Source organism: Nocardia sp. NPDC050435, from assembly GCF_040655395.1.
GTDB lineage: Bacteria > Actinomycetota > Actinomycetes > Mycobacteriales > Mycobacteriaceae > Nocardia.
Map to the genome: position 1 here is coordinate 296,360 of NZ_JBFAJW010000006.1, position 17,805 is coordinate 314,164.

Genomic DNA, 17,805 nt, shown 5'->3' on the forward strand with positions numbered 1-17,805 from the left:
CGCCAACTGCGCAACTTCCTCTCTGCGCCCCCGGCACCCCCCGGTCCCATCCACCAGCATGTCATCGACACGCAGCCGCATCCGTCGACTCCGCAGAAAATTCCTTCAACCCGGCGTTGTTTCCCCGCACCCAGTCTGCCGGGTCGTTTACCGCAATATCGCGGCCAAATGGGGTCCGGTGGACCTACTCGGCCGGGCGCGAGGAGTCAGGGGTCATCCTCCCGGCCTCGATCAGAGCCTGCCGCGCAGCCGCTTTACGCGGACAGTGACAAACGCTGCACCCCCGATGGCTCTGCATCGCCTGGTGCGCTTCTGGGACGCTCAGTGGACGCTCCGGGGCTTCGTGCGGCCAACCGGTCGGTCGCAGCCCAGGGTCGGCCCGACCCGGAGCGGCTACTTGTCGTTGCTCGGCGAGCAACTCCGCCTGAACCCGATCGATGACGGCCTGTGGCGAAACCTCGTCCGGCTCCGCTTCTCGCCACCAGTTGAAACTCATGATCACCTGCCGTGTTGAGTTGCAGTAAGAATCCCGTTCGGTCAGGTAGCGCAGAAGTGGCAGCCCAGTGGCACGCATACGGGCACCTACGGCGGATGCTCAAAGCGAAGGCATGCCAGTGGCATCGGGGGTGGCAGACGCTCAACCGGGGCACATCAGCGGCGAGATAGGTGGCAGGCTTGGGGGATGTCGCCGACCACGGGAACGCTGATCAAACAGTTGCGTGGTGCCAAGGGGTGGAGTCAGGGCAGACTCGCCGGTGAGCTGTCCAAGGTTTCGGGGTGCAATATGACCCGCGAATACATCTCGCGGCATTGGGAGTCGGGTAGAACCGAGCCCTCGCCGTTCTGGCTGAGTCATCTCGCCACAGTGCTGGACTGCCCAGCACAACTACTGGAAGCCGACGCGCATCGTCCAGAATTCCTCACCCATCTCGCCGCGACCTCCATCGCTCCAGTGGTCGCGTCCGATCTACTGTCCCAGGGATTTTCGGCCCGACTGCATTCGACGGGGCCGAACACGGACGGATGGGAGGCGAAGCTTGCCCAGTACGGCACCGACTACATGACCCAGGGCGCCGCTCGGATACAGCAACGGCTCGCCGCTGATCTCGTTGTGCTGCAACAGCAATTGGACTCACCCCGGCTGTGGGCCGTCGCGGCGCGACTGATGACGCTGTTCGCCAAAACCTATCCAGGTAAGGATGGCAACAAGGCGATCTCGTGGTACCGAATGGCTGCTGAAGCTGCCGACCGCTCGGAGGACGCCGATATTCGCGTGTGGGTGCGCGGTCGTGCTGCTATCGCGCTCGGATACGAGGGAGCTTCGGTGCCGGTCGCTCAGCGCTTCGCCGATCAGGCGATGGCGATCAGCGACCGGCACAGTCTCGGCCGCCTGAACGCGATCTGGGGTAAGGCTCATGCCGCCGTGATCCAGGGTGATTCCCAGAGTCTTCGCGGGCTCATCGATACGGGCCGGCGCGAGTTCGATTGGTCCTACAGCGACGAGCAGACCTCGGACTACGCCGTGCCGTGGTGGCGCGTGAACGTCTTCCTCAGCTTGCTGGCCGCCCGGATGGGTGACGAAAAGATCGCGGTTCGAGCGCAGTCGGACGCACGCCGCGAACTGCCACCTGAATTGCCGCGTTTCGCCACTCATCTCGATATGCATCGAGGTCTCATGCTGGTTCGCGCCGGCGATCGCGATCAGGGCGTGAAACTGGCCCGCGCCGCTCTTGATGCCCTGCCCGCCGAGAAGCACTCACTCACGCTGCGCATGCTGATGGAGGAGATCGCGGGGCCGGCCAAGCCAGTCGCGAACAATGGACGGCCGGAAGGCTGACAATGGGCAGGATCGAGTACTACAACGACCCGACGGCACCCGAGCCGAATTCACTTGTCGTGGCCTGCAATCTGCTCGTTACCGACGAGTCGGGGGCAATCCTGCTCCAGCGCCGCCGTGACACGGGCCAATGGGCGTTGCCGGGTGGTGCGATGGATTTGGGCGAAACGGCGGCCCAGTGCGCGATCCGAGAGTGCAGGGAGGAGACCGGTATAACGGCTGAAATCACCGGTTTCCTCGGTGTCTACAGCAACCCGAATCATATCGTCGCCTACACGGACGGAGAGATCCGCCAGCAGTACGAGAACTGCTACATCGGCCGCCCGGTGGACGGAGAGCCCACCATCAACGATGAAGCGGACGGCGTCATATTCGCGAATCCCGCCGAACTGGATGGCCTGGATATCCATCCGAGCATGCGTCAGCAGATCAGCGACTACCTGTCCGGTAACTATCCCTACCTCGGCTGAGGTTCTCACTCGACTTCAAGAATCGGCGCTGGTGCAGGCGTCACAGGCTTATGCGGGCGTGATATCGCGGCCGAGGTGGGTCTGGGGACCCACTCGGCCGGGGGTGATATCTAGGCTTGGATTACTTCGACGTTTACCAAAGCACCGAGGGAATCGCAGCTGGCCCAGGATTGGCCCTGGCCGTATTGGATGGGGCCGTATTTCCAGTAGGTGAAGGGGACCGGCCAGGCGACGCAGGTGAGTTTGACCTGATGCCAGGTGCCCAGCTCACAATTGGCCATTCCGCCGGTGTTGAAGATGTTGTAGACGTGACAGTTGGCCTCACCGACCGGCACATCGGCCTGGGCGACGCCGCCACCAGCCAAGACGGCGGCCGCAGTGGCTCCGGCAACGGCGGCTCCGGCAGCGAGCCGTTTCGCAGACAGCATTTCGAACCTCCTGAATCGATGTTGTGTGGGAAACATCGCAAACAGTTGGCACTCGTTACTCGGAGGGCATCGGGGCGGAGAATTCTTTATTGTTTCGAGTCCCGTATGCGGCCGTTATGGCGGGGACCTCGTCCTCCCTCGCCGTATCGAATTGACGACCATGAGATGCCGGGTCCGCGCTTCCCTGACCGTCCATGTTGTGACCTACGCCACCGCGACGAGGTGTCACAGAACAGGGTCCGGCGGCATCTTGTGTATGTGTCAGAGTTCAGAGATCCCGCCACCGCGGCGTTCGTGGCCCACCGCAATCTGCTGTTCACCGTCGCCTACGAGATGCTCGGCTCCGCCGCGGACGCCGAGGACGTGCTGCAGGAGACCTGGCTGCGCTGGGCCGGCGTCGACCTGGATTCGGTGCGGGAGCAGCGGGCGTATCTGGTGCGCATCACCACCCGTCAGGCGCTGATGCGGTTGCGCTCGATGGGCCGGCGCAAAGAGTCCTACGTCGGGCAGTGGCTGCCCGAACCGCTGCTCACCGCGCCGGACGTGGCCGAGGACGTCGAGCTGGCCGACAGCGTGTCGATGGCGATGCTGCTGGTGCTCGAAACTCTGACCCCGACCGAGCGGGCGGTGTTCGTGCTGCGCGAGGTGTTCGACCTGGAGTACGACGAGATCGCCGAGGCCGTCGAGAAGTCCCCGGCCGCGGTGCGCCAGATCGCCCATCGGGCCCGCTCACACGTCGCCGCGCGCCGCCCGCGCGGTGTGGCCTCGCCCGCGGAGACCCAGGCCGCGCTGGAGGCATTCCAGCACGCGATCCGTACCGGCGATCTCCAGGGCCTGCTCGACATTCTCGCGCCGGAGGTCGTGTTCCTCGGCGACGGCGGTGGCGTCAAACAGGCTGCGCTGCAACCGATCGTGGGCGCAAGCGTGGTCGCGGAGGTGCTGCTGCGCCTCGACCCCGCCGCGGATCTGGTCCCGGCGCAGGTCAACGGCTACCCGGCATTGGTGCTGCGGCTCGGCGACGAGATCGACACCGTCGTGGCGGTGCGCATCGAGGCGGAGCGGATCACCGGGCTGTACGCGGTGCGCAATCCGGCGAAACTGTCGTTCATGGAGCGGGAGACGTTCCTGCGGCGCTGACCCGAGGGCACATGATTCGGGTGGTCGCGGATGCCGCGACCACCCGAATCGGTTCATGCTCACACTGTTTCGGCGACCATCGGCTCCGGTGCGGGCTTGCGCATCGTCACCGCCGCGGCGGCCGCGCCGACCAGGGCGATGACCGCCGCACCGAGGAAGGCGGCCGAGAATCCGTCGGTCAGCCGCGGCAGATCACCGAGCCGGTCGGCGCCGAAGGCCGTGGCCACCGCGGTCATCGCGGCCAGTCCCAGGGCGGAGCCGACCTGGTAGCTGACGTTGACGATGCCCGAGGCGAGACCGCCCTCCTCGGGCCGGGCGGCGGCGATCGCGGTGCCCAGCGACGGAATGAAGGCCAGGGCCATGCCGCCCGCCGCGACGAGCGACGCGGGAAGCACGTCCACCCAGAAGCTGCCCGTCGGCCGGACCAGCGACATGAGGCCGAGCCCGGCACCGAGCACCAGCAGACCGGTCACGATCATCGGCTTGGCGCCGAAGCGCTGCATGGCGCGCGGCGCGATCACCACCATTCCGAGCATGATCAGTGTGGTCATCGGCAGCAGGGCCGCCCCCGACGGGAAGGCGCTGTAGCCGAGCACCTGCTGCAGGTACAGATTCAGGAAGAACCACATCGGCACCCACGCCGCGCCGAGCAGGAGCTGAGCGAGGTTCGCGGCGGCCAGATTCGGGGCGCGGAAGATGCCCAGCGGCATCAGCGGGGCGCGGTGCCGGAGTTGCACGAGCACGAAGGCGCCGAGCAGCGCGGCCGCGGCGGCGAGGACACCCCAGGTTTCGCCGGATGCCCAGCCCACCTCGGGCGCGCGGACGATGCCGTAGACGGTGGCGGCCAAGCCCGCGGTGACGGTGAGCGCGCCGAGCGGATCGATCGAGCCCGGACGGGCGGGCGCACTCGGCATCAGCGCCGGGACCGCGATCAGCGCGAGGATCGCGATGGGGATATTGACGAAGAATACCCAGGGCCAACTGACGTACTCGGTGATCACACCGCCGAGGAACACGCCCGAGGTGCCGCCCGCGGGTGCGGCCGCCCCGTAAATCGCCAGGGCTCTGGTCAATTCCTTCGGGGACGCGCCGAACAGCATCATCAGCAGGGTCAGCGCCGAGGGGGCGATCAGGGCCGCACCGGCCCCCTGCACGACACGGCCGGCCAGCTCGAGCGCCACCGTACCCGCGGCGCCCGCGAGTACCGAACCGGCGAGCAGGACGACCCAGCCCGCGGCGAAGACGCGGCGCGCGCCGAGCAGATCGGACAGGCGGCCGCCGAGCAGCAGCAGGCCGCCGAAGGCGACGACGTAGGCGTTGAACACCCAGGTCAGGTTCTCCTGCGAGAAGCCGAGATCGGCCTGCATCTTCGGCAGCGCGATGCCGATGATCGAGGTGTCCATGATGACCATGAACTGGGCGGCGGCAATCACCGCCAAGGCCAGCCACTTTCGCGTGGCGGGCGGGTTCTGGATCGACATTTCGGGTTCCGTCCTTCCGGGAGTAATCGAACTCGGGGCGGAACCATACCCCCCTAGGGTATTGAACTGTCAACCCTGCACGGCAGCGATTTTCGGACCAAGTGCGCTGCGTCACACCGCGTTGCGCAATACCCCCAGGGGGTATAACGTTCTGGCCAGCGAACGGACCAGATCGGAAAGGGCGAGACCATGACCACCACCCAGAACCCCACCCACGACGGCGCGCACACCACCCACGCCCGCCACACCGCCCCGGACGCGCACGCAGCCACCCCGGAACCCGGCACCCACGCCGGTCACGCGGCCCACGCGGCCCACGCAGCCCACGCGGCCCCCGCGACACAGGACGCACACGCCGGACACGCGGGCCACGACGTCACCGCCGCCCTGGACGCCCCAGCCGGTCACGGCGCCCCCGCCGGTCACGGCGCCCCCGCCGGACACGACGCCCACGCCGGTCACGACGCCCACGCCGGTCACGACGCCCACGCCGGACACGACGCCCACGCGGCCCACGGCGCCGCCCTCCCCGGCGGACTCCAAATCACCCAGGACGGTTACACATTGGCGCTCGCCGAGCCGATCACCACCCCCGGGGCGATCGATTTCCAGTTCCGGATCCTCGGCCCGGACGGCGCGCCGGTCACCGAGTACACCGACATCCACGACCGCCGGCTGCATCTGATCGTGGCGCGCCGGGAGCTGACCGGTTTCTGGCACGTGCACCCCGAACTCGGCGCGGACGGCACCTGGACGGTGCGGCTGAATCTGCCGGAGGCGGGCGCGTACCGCGTCTTCACCGATATCGCGCCGCGCGCCCTCGGCCGAACCCTCACGCTCGGTGCGGATCTCGCGGTGGCGGGCGCCTACGAGCCGCTGCCCACGCCCGAGCCGGCCCGCACCGCCGTGGTCGACGGCTACGAGGTCACCCTGGACGGCGATCTGGTGCCGGGCGCGGGTGAACTGCTCACCCTGACCGTGCGCAAGGACGGCGCACCGGTCACCGATCTCCAGCCCTACCTTGCCGCTTTCGGGCACCTGGTGATCCTGCGCGCGGGCGATCTGGCCTACGTGCACGTGCACCCGAACGGCGAACCGGGCGACGGCGTCACCGCGCCCGGCCCGGAGATCACCTTCCACACCGTCGTCCCCGGCCCCGGAACCTACCGGCTGTTCCTGGATTTCAAGCACGGCGACGTCGTCCGCACCGCCGCGTTCACCCTGCCCACGCGCGCCTGACCCCGGGAGGTACCGACCATGTGCGACTGCCCCTGCTCCGGAACCCGAGCTCCTCCCCCGCCCAACACCTTTCGAGGAAGTGCCACCGATGTCCAGCACCACCTTCAGCACCCTGTTCCGGCACCGTGATTACCTCCGGCTGTTCACCGCCCAGGTGTCGGCCCTGTTCGGCACCGGCCTGACCACCGTCGCCCTGGGCCTGCTCGCCTACGAGCTGGCCGGCGCCGACGCGGCCGCCGTGCTCGGCACGGCGCTGACCATCAAGATGCTCGTCTACGTCACCGTCGCCCCGCTGGTGGCCGCCTTCGCGAACCGCCTGCCCCGCCGCCCGTTCCTGGTCGGCCTCAACGGAATTCGCGGCGGGATCGTGCTCGCGCTGCCGTTCATCGATCAGGTGTGGCAGATCTACGCGCTGATCGCGATCTTGCAAACCGCCTCGGCCGCGTTCACCCCGACCTACCAGGCGATCATCCCCGACCTCCTGCCCGCGGAACGCGATTACACCCGTGCGCTGTCGGCCGCCCAGCTGGCCGCCACCATGGAGACGCTGCTCAGCCCGATGCTGGCCGCCGCCGCACTGCTGCTGATCAGCTTCCACTGGCTGTTCGTCGGCACCGCGATCGGTTTCGCGATCTCGGCCGCCCTGGTGCTGGCCACCCGCATCCCGGAGACGACCGCGACCGCCACGGGCAGCTTCCGCGACCGGCTCACCGTGGGCCTGCGCGTCTTCGTCGCGACACCCCGGCTGCGGGGCCTGCTCGGCCTGAATCTGGTGGTCGCGGCGGCCGGTTCGATGATCATGGTCAACACCGTCAACTATGTGCGGGACACGCTCGGCGGCACCCAGTCCGGCGTTGCGATGCTGTTGGCCGCCAATGGCTTCGGCACCATGCTGGTGGCTCTGGCCCTGCCCCGGGTACTGGACCGGGCCGGCGCCCGCCCGGTGATGCTCACCGGCGCCGCCGCCCTGCTCGCCGGGTTGACCGCGGCCATCGCGCTCTCGACGGCGAGCACGGGCGACTGGCGCTGGACGGCCGCGCTCGCGATCTGGTCGGTCATCGGCGCGGGCACCGCGGCGGTCCTGACCCCGACCGGCCAGGTGCTGCGCCGCTCGGCCCGGCCCGCCGATCGCCCCGCCCTGTTCGCGGCCCAGTTCTCGCTCTCGCACCTGGCCTGGCTGCTGACCTATCCGATCGCCGGCTGGCTCACCACCGCAACGGGTTTCACCACCACCTGGCTGACGCTGCTGCTGCTCGCGGCGGCCGGCGTCCTGGCCGCCGCGCGACTGTGGCCGCGGCACGACCCGGAGCAGCTGACCCACCTGCACGAGATCGGCACCGTCGATCCGGCGATCCTGGCCGACGCGGTCCAGGTCGACGACAAGCACTTCCGCCACACCCACACCTACGTGATCGACCCCGACCATCCCAGCTGGCCGTCGGCCCGGCACCTGGTCACCGCCTGAACGAAACGGGCACCCGGATCGGGTGCCCGTTTCGGCTGTGCGGGTGGCGAACTCAGACCGGCGGCAGTCCGCTGCGCCACTGGTCCCAAGGGACGCCCCAGTCCCCGTTCTGCCAGATGTTCAGCGGTTCACCGCCGGTGTTGCGCACCTCGACGATGTCGCCCTGACCGATGAAGTCGTAGAACCATCCGGCGTCGCCGGGCCCGAGGTTCAGGCAGCCGTGCGAGACATTCGTATTGCCCTGCGCCCAGACGCTGGAGGCCAACTCGTGCAGGAAGATGCCGTCGTGGCTGATCCGGACGCCGTAGTTGATCATCACGTCGTAGGCGCCGGCGCCGGTCAGGCCGTAGGAGCTGGAGTCCATCTTCACCGGATGCTGGCGCTGCAGCACGGTGTAGACGCCGGGCGGCGTCCAGAACGAGAGCATCTTGCCGCCCGCGAAGGAGGTGCCGCCCATCCCCATCGAGGTCGGCATGCTGCGTACCAACTGCCCGTTCTCGAAGACGTCGACGTGCTTGGTGTTGTCGTCGGCGATCGCGATGCGCTCGGGCCCGATGCCGACGGTGACCCGCTGATTGCGGGCGCCGTAGAGACCGTCGCCGAGCGGTGCGCCGAACAGGTCGGCGACGACGGTCACCTTGCTGTTGGCGCGGTGGTAGCGCTCCGGGCGCCAGTGCGCGTTCTTGTCGCTGAGCCAGCACCACGCGCCGTCGACGGGCGGATCGGTGATCACCCGCAACTGTCTCTCGGCCAGCGCGTGATCGACCGGTTCGTCGAACACGGCGACCACGACCAGGCCCACCCCGTGGGTGTCACCTTCGACCAGGTCCTCCAAACTGGCCGACCGCAGCGACACGTCGGTCATGCGCGGGGGCGCCACCGTGGCGCAGGTGGTGGTCGCGGTGACCTCGCCGGTGGCCCCAGACGCGACCGCCTTGACGGCGTAGGTGTGGGCGTAGCCGAGCGGTTCGGTGCTGTACCAGGTCTTCTTGTCCGCGCCCAGCAGTCCGGGCAGCGCGCGGCCGGTCTCGTCGACCCACTCCACCGAGACCAGCGTGCCGCCCGCGACCGCGACCGTGCCGACCTTGCGCGGGTCGGCCGGCGCGCCGGTGGGCGCGGGCCCGAAGGCGATGACCGCGGGCTCGGGTGCGGGCGGATCCTGCCGCTGGCCGGCACAGCCCGCCAGGACCGTGGCGCCGGCCAACCCGGCCAGTACCTGTCGACGTCGCATCGCCACCGCCAACTCCCTTCGCCGAACAGCTCCCGGAACGACTCTCGGGTTGCTGTATAGCAAATAGTCGGCAACAAATTGCACGTCATGCACCGCCCGCGACCGTTCCGACGCGCAACCGACACCATCCGTCCACCGCCGGGATCGCTACACCGGCCGGCGCTCTCCGGCCGGCGCCAGCTCGGCGAGCCCGCTCAGCGCCTGCGGCAGCGGTGCCTGATGCAGCACCCCCAGGCGCTGGGTGGCGCGCGTCAGCGCCACGTACAACTCGGCCGCACCGCGCGGGCCGTCGGCGAGGATCCGATCCGGGTCCACGACGAGCACCGCGTCGAACTCCAGCCCCTTGGTCTCCGCGGCGGGCACCGTGCCCGGCACGCCCGGCGGGCCGATCACGATGCTGGTGCCCTCGCGCTCGGCCTCGTCCCGCACGAATTCCGCGATGGCGGCGGGTAATTCGTCCGCCGACACCTGCCGGGACCAGGGCGGCACGCCGCAGGCGCGCACCGACTCCGGCGCCTGGATCTCGGGCGCGAAGCCCGCGAGCACCGCGGCCGCGACCGACATGATCTCCGCCGGGGTGCGGTAGTTCACCGTCAGAGACCGGTAGACCCAGCGCCCCGGCACATACGGCTCGAACATCTGCCCCCACGAGGTCGCGCCGGCGGCGGAGCGGCGCTGGGCGAGATCGCCGACGACGGTGAACGACTTGCCCGGGCAGCGCCGCATCAGCACCCGCCAGTCCATTTCCGAGAGCTCCTGGGCCTCGTCCACCACGATGTGGCGGTAGGTCCAATCCCGGTCCGCCGCAGCGCGTTCGGCCAGGTCCCGGGTGTCGCGTTCGACGAAGCGCGCGGCCAGGTCCGAACCGAAGAGCATGTCCGAGGCGAACAGGTGGTCCTCGTCGTCCATGTGGTCCTCGCGGCTGACCAGCACGTCCAGCACGCCCGCCGCGTACTCCGCCTCCGCGCGGCGCTCGCGCTCGGCGCTGTCGTCGACGGTCTGGTGCGGGCCGAGCAGCTCGCACAGCTCGTCCAGCAGCGGCACGTCCGACACCGTCCAGGCGGCGCCGTCGGCGCGATACAGCGCCGCGTCCGCACCGGCGGCCCGCAGTCGTTCCTCCGACGAAAACAACTCCGCCAGCACGGTTTCCGGGGACAGCACCGGCCAGAGCCGATCGATCGCGGCGGCGAAGGCCGGGGTCTCGGCCAGCTCGGCGAGCAGATCCGTGCGCAGTTGCTCCCAGCCCTCCTTGTCCGCGCGGGTCAGCCAGCCCTTGCCGATCCGGCCGATCGCCCGCTCGGTCAGGACGTAGGTGATGATCTCCAGGAACTTCGCCCGGGCCTCGTTGTGCGGCTGCCCGGTCGCGCGCGCCTCGTCCCGGGCCCACTCGGCGGTCGCCGCGTCGATCCGCACCGTGACGTCGGCCAGCTCGATCGAGATCGGCTCCTCGGGCAGGCACTGACGATCGGCGACCGCGGCCCGCAGCACCTCCAGGATGCTCAGCGCCCCCTTGAGCCGGGCGGCGCGCGGCTCGTCCTCCGCGGTGGTGTGCAGCCCCGGCAGCAGATCACCGGCGGTCATGAACACCACGTTGGTCTCGCCGAGCGAGGGCAGCACGTGCGCGATGTGGTTCAGGAAGGCCGGATTCGGCCCCACGACCAGCACGCCCTGGCGCTCCATCCGCTCGCGCTGGGTGTAGAGCAGGTAGGCGACGCGGTGCAGCGCCACCACCGTCTTGCCCGTGCCCGGTCCGCCCTCGAGCACCAGCACACCCGGATGCTCGAGCCGGATGATCTCGTCCTGCTCGGCCTGGATGGTCGCGACGATGTCGCGCATCCCCTGGCCGCGCGGCGCGTTGACCGCCGCGAGCAGCGCCGCGTCCGCGCCGTGCTCGGCGCCGCTGGGCCGGCCGAGCACCTCGTCGGTGAAGTCGACCACCTGCCGGCCCCGGGTGTGGAACTGGCGCCGGCGGCTCATGCCCTCCGGGCTCGCGGCGGTGGCCACGTAGAACGGCCGCGCGGCGGGCGCGCGCCAGTCCAGCAGCAGCGGCTCGAATTCGTTCGCCTCGTCGAAGATGCCGATGCGGCCGATATAGGAGCGCTCACCCGACGCCGCGTCCAGGCGGCCGAAGCACAGCCCGTTGTCGGCGATGTCCAAGCGCTTGACCTGCTTGGCCAGCGCGCGCACCTCGAAATCCCGCTCCATCGCCGAACCGCCGGTGCCCTTCAACGCCGCGCGGTAGCGGCCCTGCACCCGAGATCGCTCGTCGTCCAGCCGCGTGTAGAGGGCTGCGACGTATTCCTGCTCGGACTGCAGTTCGTTCTCGTACCCGTGCATCGGCACAGCCATGCGCAACTCCATTTCTGCAGGTCCAAGCTTCGGCCAGCGATTATGCGCCCTGCACCCGGCCTTGCCGCAAGCCCGGGGGTGCGCTATATATTGGAGAGGGACAGGGAGATTTCGCACTCCTTGTCTTTTCTTTTGCCCGCACCGATTCAGTCGTCGACGCCCCGTGCGGCCAGCGCCTCCCCCATCGCGTCCGCGGTCCGCAGCGCACGCACCAGCACCGGCGTCACCAGCGCCGTCATCGACCACTGCAACCCGCGCGCCCGCCGGGCCTCGGCGACCTCGTGCACGATCGTGGTGAGCAGCGGGACGCAGCGGATGGCCAGGGCCAGCAGCAGGCCGAGCCGATCCGGGTCCACGCCGACGCGGCGCAGCGGCCCCAGCGCGCGGGTCACGGTGTCGAGCATGTCGCTGACCCGGGTGGTCAGGGTGACCAGCGCGGCGAGCGCCACCGACAGCAGCAGCACCCCGCACACCACCGCCGCCTGGGCGACCGAGGTGATCAGCACCTGGAACACGGCGATAACCAGCAGCATCCAGACCATCGGGCGCAGCTGCGCCAGCGCGACGCGTGCGGGGATGCGCGCCACCGCGAACAGCACGGCCACGACAACGGCGGCGACGCCGGCCCGCGCGGGCGTGTCCACCCAGACCGTGGCCGCGACGATCCCCGCGATCAGCAGCAGGATCTTCGGTCCGGCCCCCAGCCGGTGCACCGGCGAGGTGCCCGGCCGGTACAGCCCGATCATCCGGCCAGCGCCCGGTAGGTGCCGACGGCGTCGCCGGGCGTCCCGTCGAACGCGACGCGACCCTCGTCGATCACGATCACCCGGTCGAACCCGTCGAGCAGGCCCAGCTGATGGGTCACCACGATCACCTGCTGCCGCGTCGCGTCCAGCGCCTCGGACACCACGCGGGCGTTGCGCAGATCCAGCAGCGTGGTCGGCTCGTCGGCGATGATCAGCTCCGGCTCGCGGATCAGCACGGCGCCCAGGGCGAGCAGTTGCTTCTGCCCGCCGGAGAGCAGGTGGGCCGGGTGCTCGGCGTGATCGGCGAGCTGGAAGCGCACCAGCATCGCCCACACCCGGGCCGAGATCTCCCCTTTGCTCAGGCCGCTGCGCCGCAGCGAGAACGCGAGATCCTCCGCGACGGTGGGCATCACGATCTGGGTGTCCGGGTCGGTGAACACGAAGCCGACCTTGCGCCGCACCTGCGCGCCCTTGCGGGCGACGTCGAGCCCGTCGACGGTGACCCGGCCCGAGGACGGGGTGAGCAGTCCGTTGATCATGCGCGCCAGGGTCGACTTGCCGGACCCGTTGGCCCCGATGATCCCGACGCGCCGCTCGGTGATGCGCAGATCGACGCCGGACAGCACGGTGCGCTCGCCGAAGGCGTGGCGCACCGCGTCGAAGACGATCTCAGGCACGGATCAGGCCCGGATAGGCGCGGTGCACGCCCTTGGCCACGACCGTCGCGACCACGACCTTCGCCAGATCGCCGGGGATGAAGGCGAAGTTGGTCGAGATGGCGTGCGCGAGATCGAGATCGGTGCGCAGCAGCAGGCCCAGCGACCCGCACAGGTAGATGATCACGAGTCCGCCGAAGGCGTTGATCAGCAGGCCGAGCAGGATCGGGTACTTCGGCAGGATCCGGGCGGTGAGCAGGCCGATGACCAGGGTCGCCGGAATCCAGCCGACCAGGTAGCCCGCCGTCGGCCCGGCCAGCGCGGTCAGGCCGGTGCGCCCGCCGGACAGCAGCGGCAGGCCGATCAGCGTGAGCGCGATGAACACCAGCACGGCGGCCGTGCCCTTGCGCGCGCCCAGGATGGCGCCGGCCAGGACGACACCGAGCGTTTGCACCGTGATCGGCACGCCGCTGAAGCCGACCGTGATCGCGCCCGGCAGCCCGAGGGCCGCGATCAGCGCCGCGAAGACCGCGATCTGCGCGAGGTCTCGTGCCGAAAAGGTGAACTTCGCCGCGCGCGCGTTGTCGACACGATCCATGACTTTCCTCCACTACCAGCTTGAACAACGTTCAAGATAGCAAACGAAAACGATCCCCAAGTTGGCACGTTTGCCCGAGGTTGACATGTTCGGCGCTGGTCGCGCACCGGCCGCGAAGGCCAGACTGGCTGCTGACCCTTGATGTGTCAGTTGATTGATAGATCGCGTAGCTCGTCGGATGCCGGATTGGAGATGTTGTCAGTGCCTCACTCGCACGAAAGCGCTCTCGCCTTTGTGATCACGGCCCTGGAGGCCAAAGGGACGGCGACGCGCGAGGACTTCGACGTACCGGGCATCGTGGCGACCTCCCAGGCCATTGTCGAGAGCTGGGATCTCGGCGTCATGGATCGCGGCTTGTTCTGGAACATCGCCGCCAGCCACCTGAAGGTCTAGGTCCGCTGCGCGTGCGAGGCCACGGCCCAGCGTAAAGCGACCCGCCGCATCGAGGTCGCGTCCGAATAGCCGAGCAACTCGGCTTGGCGGCGCGGACTCAGCGGCCCGCCCGCCGCGGCGGTGACCAGGCGGGCGTGCCGCGCTCGATCCAGTTCCAGCCGCCAGGTCGTCCCCGCCTCGGCCAAGCGGCGCTGCAGGGTTCGCGGGCTGGTGGCCAGGCGGCGCGCCACCTGCTCCAGCGAGACCTCGCCGTCGTCCAGGACTTCGGCGATGGCCACGGCGACGCGCTCGGGCCAGGCGCTGGCCAGCGGCGGTGGCGGCGGCAGCGCCGCGGCCAGCGGGCGCAGCACCTCGGCCAGCACCGGATCGGCTGTCGTGAGCGGTCTTTCCAGATCGGCGGGACGGAACGTCATGGCGTCGAGGTCGGCCCCGAACTCGAAGGTGGTGTCGCCGAAGACCTCGCGGTAGACCTCGAGCCGGCGAGGTGCGCGCTGGCGCAGCGAGACCCGCGTCGGGACGAGCGGGGTGTCGATCGCCCGGCGGGCCCGGGCCAGCACGGCGGCCAGGCCCCACTGGTGGGTCTGGTCGCGAGCCGGGCCGCCGCCTTCGACCATGTCGACCCGCAGCGCCGGGCCGTGGCCGGTCTCGATCAGATCGAACCGATGATTGGTGCTCACCGCGGCGATGTACGGGCCGCAGGTGGCCAGACCGGCGCCCAGCGTGGGCGCGCTGGCGAAGAGATAGTCGTAGAGCCGCAGCATCTTCAGCTCGTATCGGCTCGCCACGCGCAGGGCGATGTCGGGATCGTCCAGCCAGCGCGCCCCGACTTCCCATATCCGCCAGAAGGTCTCGCTCGGCAGATGCACGCCGTCCCCGCTCAGCGTCCACTCCGGGATGCCGCTCTCCCGGATGATCAGGTTCCGATCGACCCCCGCGGCTGCCAGCTGGGAAATCGCGAACCGGTGCATGAGCGTCTGATCAGTTCCCAACGATGCCTCCCTCGCATCAAACGTGCGGAAACGCCATAGCACACACAGTGTTCCAGAGGGCGAAATCCTGGGACCTTTGCGGTCCGCCTCGCTCAGCGCGGGGCGCGCCGCATGCGGGCGCGCAGCCAGGGCAGGATGCCGTAGCCGAAGGCGGCGTCGGCGTTGGAGACCAGGGCCGAGCTCGGGAAGATGATCGCGTGCCGCAGGCCCGCGTCGGCGTGGGCGCGCAGGCGGACGAGGATCTCGGCGGGGGTGCCGATCATCAGCCATTCGTGCAGCACCTCGTCGGGCACCTCGGCGATGGCGGCCAGCACCTCCTGGCGAGTCAGCTGGTGCGGCATCATCTCGATGAGCCCCCGATAGTGGTCCCCGAAGGGATGTTTCGCGCCGCAGCGCGCCCACACCGTGGCGGGCGCCATCAGGCCCAGGTAGCGCACCGCGCGGGCGCGCAGCTGGCGGTCGATGCCCTCCCGGGTGCGGGCGGTGATGATCGAGAGCATCGCCGAGGGCACGACCGCGTCCGGGTCGCGGCCGGCGGCGGTGGCGGCCGCGCGCACCACGGCGAGCCGGCTCTCGTACACCTCCGGGGTCATCGTTTCCCAGGGGTACCAGCCGTCGGCGTAGCGACCGGTCAGCGCGAGCATGCGGGGGCCGTGCGCGCCGATCCAGATCTTCGGCATCCGCGCGGGCGGCAGGGTCAGATCCATGGGCGCGTGGTCGATTCGGTAGTACTTGCCCGCGAAATCGACCGGGTGCCCGTTCGCGTCGAAGCAGGCGCGCAGCACCTGGAGCGCTTCCTCGAGGCGGCTCACCGGCCGGTCCCAGGTGAAGCCGTAGGGGTCGAGATTCTCCTTCTCACCCGAGCCGATGCCCAGGATCGGCGGGACCTTCGTCATGTGCGCCAGGGTGAGGAAGGTCTGCGCCAGCAGCACCGGATGCCGGCGGTGCGGATCGGTCACACCGACGCCGAGCTGGACACCGCCCGCGCCGGCGGCGAGGTGCGCCAGCAGCGGCGCATAGTCGAATTGCTCGTCGGGGCTGCGCAGCGTCTTGGCCTGTGGCGTGAACTCCTCGTCCCACACCGCCTTCGGGAAGACGCTGATCAGGTGATCGGGGGTCAGCACCGAATCCAACCGGCCCAGTCGCGCCAGCCGCACCAGGAACCGCGCCTGTGCCAGTGGCGGATTGACACCGGCCATCGTGCCCACCGAGAACTCTCGCGCGTCCGACACCGTGGTCTCCTCTCGACCCCCAAAGCCCGAAGTCTCGATTATCCCGTTCGGCGAGACCCTCGTCCGGGGAATGCACACGCCGCCAAGCGTTTTCGACGACCGGTCGGTTTGGGCCCCTAGCCGTGCGGGCCCGCTGCCGGTGGACTCGGGACACCCTGGTCGTGCGCAGCGGACCGCGCACGACCAGGGTCGCCGATCTAGTCGTCGACGGAGCTGATCGACCCGGCGGCGACGGTGCGGCCGCCCTCACGGACGGCGAACCCGAGCCCCGGCTCCAGCGGCACCGGCTGGCCCAGGCGCACCCGCACCTCGACCGTGTCGCCCGGCCGGGCCGTGGCCCCGGGCAGGGTGACATCGCCGACCACGTCACCGGTGCGCAGGTAGAACTGCGGCCGGTACCCGGAGGCGATCGGGGTGCGGCGCCCGCCCTCGGCGGCCGAGAGCAGGTGCAGGCGCGCGCTGAAGCGGGTGTGCACGCCGACGCTGCCGAGCGCGGCGACCACCTGACCGCGGCGGACCTGCCCGCGCTGCACCCCGCGCAGCAGCAACGCGACATTGTCGCCCGCCTCCGCGAAATCCATCGTGCGACCGAAGGTTTCGACTCCGGTGACGACCGACTCCAGCTCCGACCCGTAGCCCAGGATCGCGACGCGCTCGCCCATCCGGACCCGGCCGCGTTCCACCGCCCCGGTGACGACGGTGCCGCGCCCGGTGATGGTGAGCACGTTCTCGATCGGCAGCAGGAACGGCGACGCGGTGTCGCGCACCGGCGTGGGGATGTGGGTGTCCACCGCCGCCAGCAGCCGCAGCACCGCCGCGGACCAGTGCGGGTCGCCCTGCAGCGCCCGCAGGCCCGAGACCGGGACCACCGGCGTGCCCGCCCCGTCGAAGCCGTTGGCGCTCAACAGGTCACGCACTTCCAGCTCCACCAGCTCCAGCAGTTCCGCGTCCCCGGCGTCGGCCTTGTTCAGCGCGACGACGAGGTGCTCGACACCGATCTGGCGGGCCAGCAGCACGTGCTCGACGGTCTGCGGCATCACCCCGTCCTGCGCGGACAGCACCAGGATCGCGCCGTCGACCTGCGCCGCGCCGGTGATCATGTTCTTCACGAAGTCGGCGTGGCCGGGCATGTCGACGTGGGCGTAATGTCTTGTGTCCGTCTCGTATTCGACGTGCGCGATATTGATGGTGATGCCGCGGTCCCGCTCCTCGGGCGCCCGGTCGATGCGCTCGAACGGCACGAACGAACCGCCGCCGCGCTCGGCGAGGACCTTGGTGATGGCGGCGGTCAGCGTCGTCTTGCCGTGGTCGACGTGACCCATGGTGCCGATGTTCAGATGCGGCTTGGTACGGATGAAGGCCTGCTTGGCCATGGGGGAACCTTCCCTGGGGATCGTGCTCGGGACCTCGACGCCGAACGACCTTCTCCGATCGAGGCCCCGGGGACGTCCCGGAGAAGGTCAGCGTCGTGCGCCGTCGAACGCGGCTGCGACCACCAGGGCAGCGACCATCGCGCCCGCGGCTGCGGGCGTAGCGATGATCGACTGCCGGAAC

16 protein-coding genes are annotated in these 17,805 nt (G+C 69.7%); 6 read left to right on the forward strand and 10 right to left on the reverse strand.

Annotated features, from left to right (window positions below):
* Nucleotides 1–682 precede the first annotated feature (682 nt).
* Together AB0I43_RS20680 and AB0I43_RS20685 are read left to right on the forward strand one after the other, a co-directional pair.
* Nucleotides 683–1,837 (forward strand): helix-turn-helix transcriptional regulator, encoded by a 1,155-nt coding sequence (locus tag AB0I43_RS20680; protein ID WP_357432546.1) that lies wholly within the window; start codon nt 683–685, stop codon nt 1,835–1,837.
* 2 nt (nt 1,838–1,839) lie between these two features.
* Nucleotides 1,840–2,307: an NUDIX domain-containing protein gene (locus AB0I43_RS20685; protein ID WP_356975606.1), complete on the forward strand. Its 468-nt coding sequence runs from the start codon at nt 1,840–1,842 to the stop codon at nt 2,305–2,307.
* A 110-nt stretch (nt 2,308–2,417) separates the two neighbouring features.
* Here the strand turns inward: AB0I43_RS20685 and AB0I43_RS20690 are convergent, their stop codons facing one another.
* Complete coding sequence (locus tag AB0I43_RS20690) at nt 2,418–2,735, reverse strand: hypothetical protein (RefSeq protein WP_356975604.1); 318 nt, start codon at nt 2,733–2,735, stop codon at nt 2,418–2,420.
* Between the two features lie 258 nt (nt 2,736–2,993).
* On the opposite strand from AB0I43_RS20690, the gene AB0I43_RS20695 reads away from it, so the two are divergent.
* Nucleotides 2,994–3,872, forward strand: a complete 879-nt coding sequence (locus AB0I43_RS20695) for an RNA polymerase sigma-70 factor (RefSeq protein ID WP_356975602.1) — start codon at nt 2,994–2,996, stop codon at nt 3,870–3,872.
* Between the two features lie 59 nt (nt 3,873–3,931).
* Here AB0I43_RS20695 and AB0I43_RS20700 read toward each other — a convergent pair whose 3' ends face one another.
* A complete protein-coding gene (locus AB0I43_RS20700) occupies nt 3,932–5,353 on the reverse strand; it encodes an MFS transporter (protein ID WP_356975601.1) in 1,422 nt (473 codons plus the stop codon).
* Nucleotides 5,354–5,542: 189 nt separating this feature from the next.
* Between AB0I43_RS20700 and AB0I43_RS20705 the strand changes: the two genes are divergently transcribed.
* A complete protein-coding gene (locus AB0I43_RS20705) occupies nt 5,543–6,592 on the forward strand; it encodes a hypothetical protein (RefSeq protein ID WP_356975599.1) in 1,050 nt (349 codons plus the stop codon).
* Nucleotides 6,593–6,680: 88 nt separating this feature from the next.
* Nucleotides 6,681–8,057: an MFS transporter gene (locus tag AB0I43_RS20710; protein WP_356975597.1), complete on the forward strand. Its 1,377-nt coding sequence runs from the start codon at nt 6,681–6,683 to the stop codon at nt 8,055–8,057.
* A 52-nt stretch (nt 8,058–8,109) separates the two neighbouring features.
* Here AB0I43_RS20710 and AB0I43_RS20715 read toward each other — a convergent pair whose 3' ends face one another.
* The 5 genes from AB0I43_RS20715 to AB0I43_RS20735 form a co-directional block, all read right to left on the reverse strand.
* The gene (locus tag AB0I43_RS20715; protein ID WP_356975806.1) at nt 8,110–9,288 is read right to left on the reverse strand and encodes an Ig-like domain-containing protein; all 1,179 of its coding nucleotides are present in this window, start codon (nt 9,286–9,288) and stop codon (nt 8,110–8,112) included.
* 147 nt (nt 9,289–9,435) lie between these two features.
* On the reverse strand, nt 9,436–11,625 hold the full coding sequence (gene helR, locus AB0I43_RS20720) for an RNA polymerase recycling motor ATPase HelR (protein WP_356975804.1): 2,190 nt from the start codon (nt 11,623–11,625) through the stop codon (nt 9,436–9,438).
* Between the two features lie 158 nt (nt 11,626–11,783).
* Entirely contained in the window at nt 11,784–12,383 is a 600-nt protein-coding gene (locus AB0I43_RS20725) for an energy-coupling factor transporter transmembrane protein EcfT (protein ID WP_356975595.1), read from the reverse strand.
* Nucleotides 12,380–13,060: an ABC transporter ATP-binding protein gene (locus AB0I43_RS20730; protein WP_357432547.1), complete on the reverse strand. Its 681-nt coding sequence runs from the start codon at nt 13,058–13,060 to the stop codon at nt 12,380–12,382. Before AB0I43_RS20730 ends, AB0I43_RS20725 begins: the two co-directional genes overlap by 4 nt.
* Nucleotides 13,053–13,637: a biotin transporter BioY gene (locus tag AB0I43_RS20735; protein WP_356975593.1), complete on the reverse strand. Its 585-nt coding sequence runs from the start codon at nt 13,635–13,637 to the stop codon at nt 13,053–13,055. Before AB0I43_RS20735 ends, AB0I43_RS20730 begins: the two co-directional genes overlap by 8 nt.
* 192 nt (nt 13,638–13,829) lie before the next feature.
* Between AB0I43_RS20735 and AB0I43_RS20740 the strand changes: the two genes are divergently transcribed.
* On the forward strand, nt 13,830–14,030 hold the full coding sequence (locus AB0I43_RS20740) for a hypothetical protein (RefSeq protein WP_356975592.1): 201 nt from the start codon (nt 13,830–13,832) through the stop codon (nt 14,028–14,030).
* Here AB0I43_RS20740 and AB0I43_RS20745 read toward each other — a convergent pair.
* From AB0I43_RS20745 to tuf, 3 genes are all read right to left on the reverse strand, one after another.
* A complete protein-coding gene (locus AB0I43_RS20745; protein ID WP_357432548.1) occupies nt 14,027–15,019 on the reverse strand; it encodes an AraC family transcriptional regulator ligand-binding domain-containing protein in 993 nt (330 codons plus the stop codon). The genes AB0I43_RS20740 and AB0I43_RS20745 overlap by 4 nt on opposite strands.
* A gap of 92 nt (nt 15,020–15,111) precedes the next feature.
* Nucleotides 15,112–16,251: an LLM class flavin-dependent oxidoreductase gene (locus AB0I43_RS20750; RefSeq protein WP_356975590.1), complete on the reverse strand. Its 1,140-nt coding sequence runs from the start codon at nt 16,249–16,251 to the stop codon at nt 15,112–15,114.
* A 197-nt stretch (nt 16,252–16,448) separates the two neighbouring features.
* Nucleotides 16,449–17,624 (reverse strand): elongation factor Tu, encoded by a 1,176-nt coding sequence (gene tuf / locus AB0I43_RS20755; protein ID WP_356975589.1) that lies wholly within the window; start codon nt 17,622–17,624, stop codon nt 16,449–16,451.
* Between the last annotated feature and the right edge of the window lie 181 nt (nt 17,625–17,805).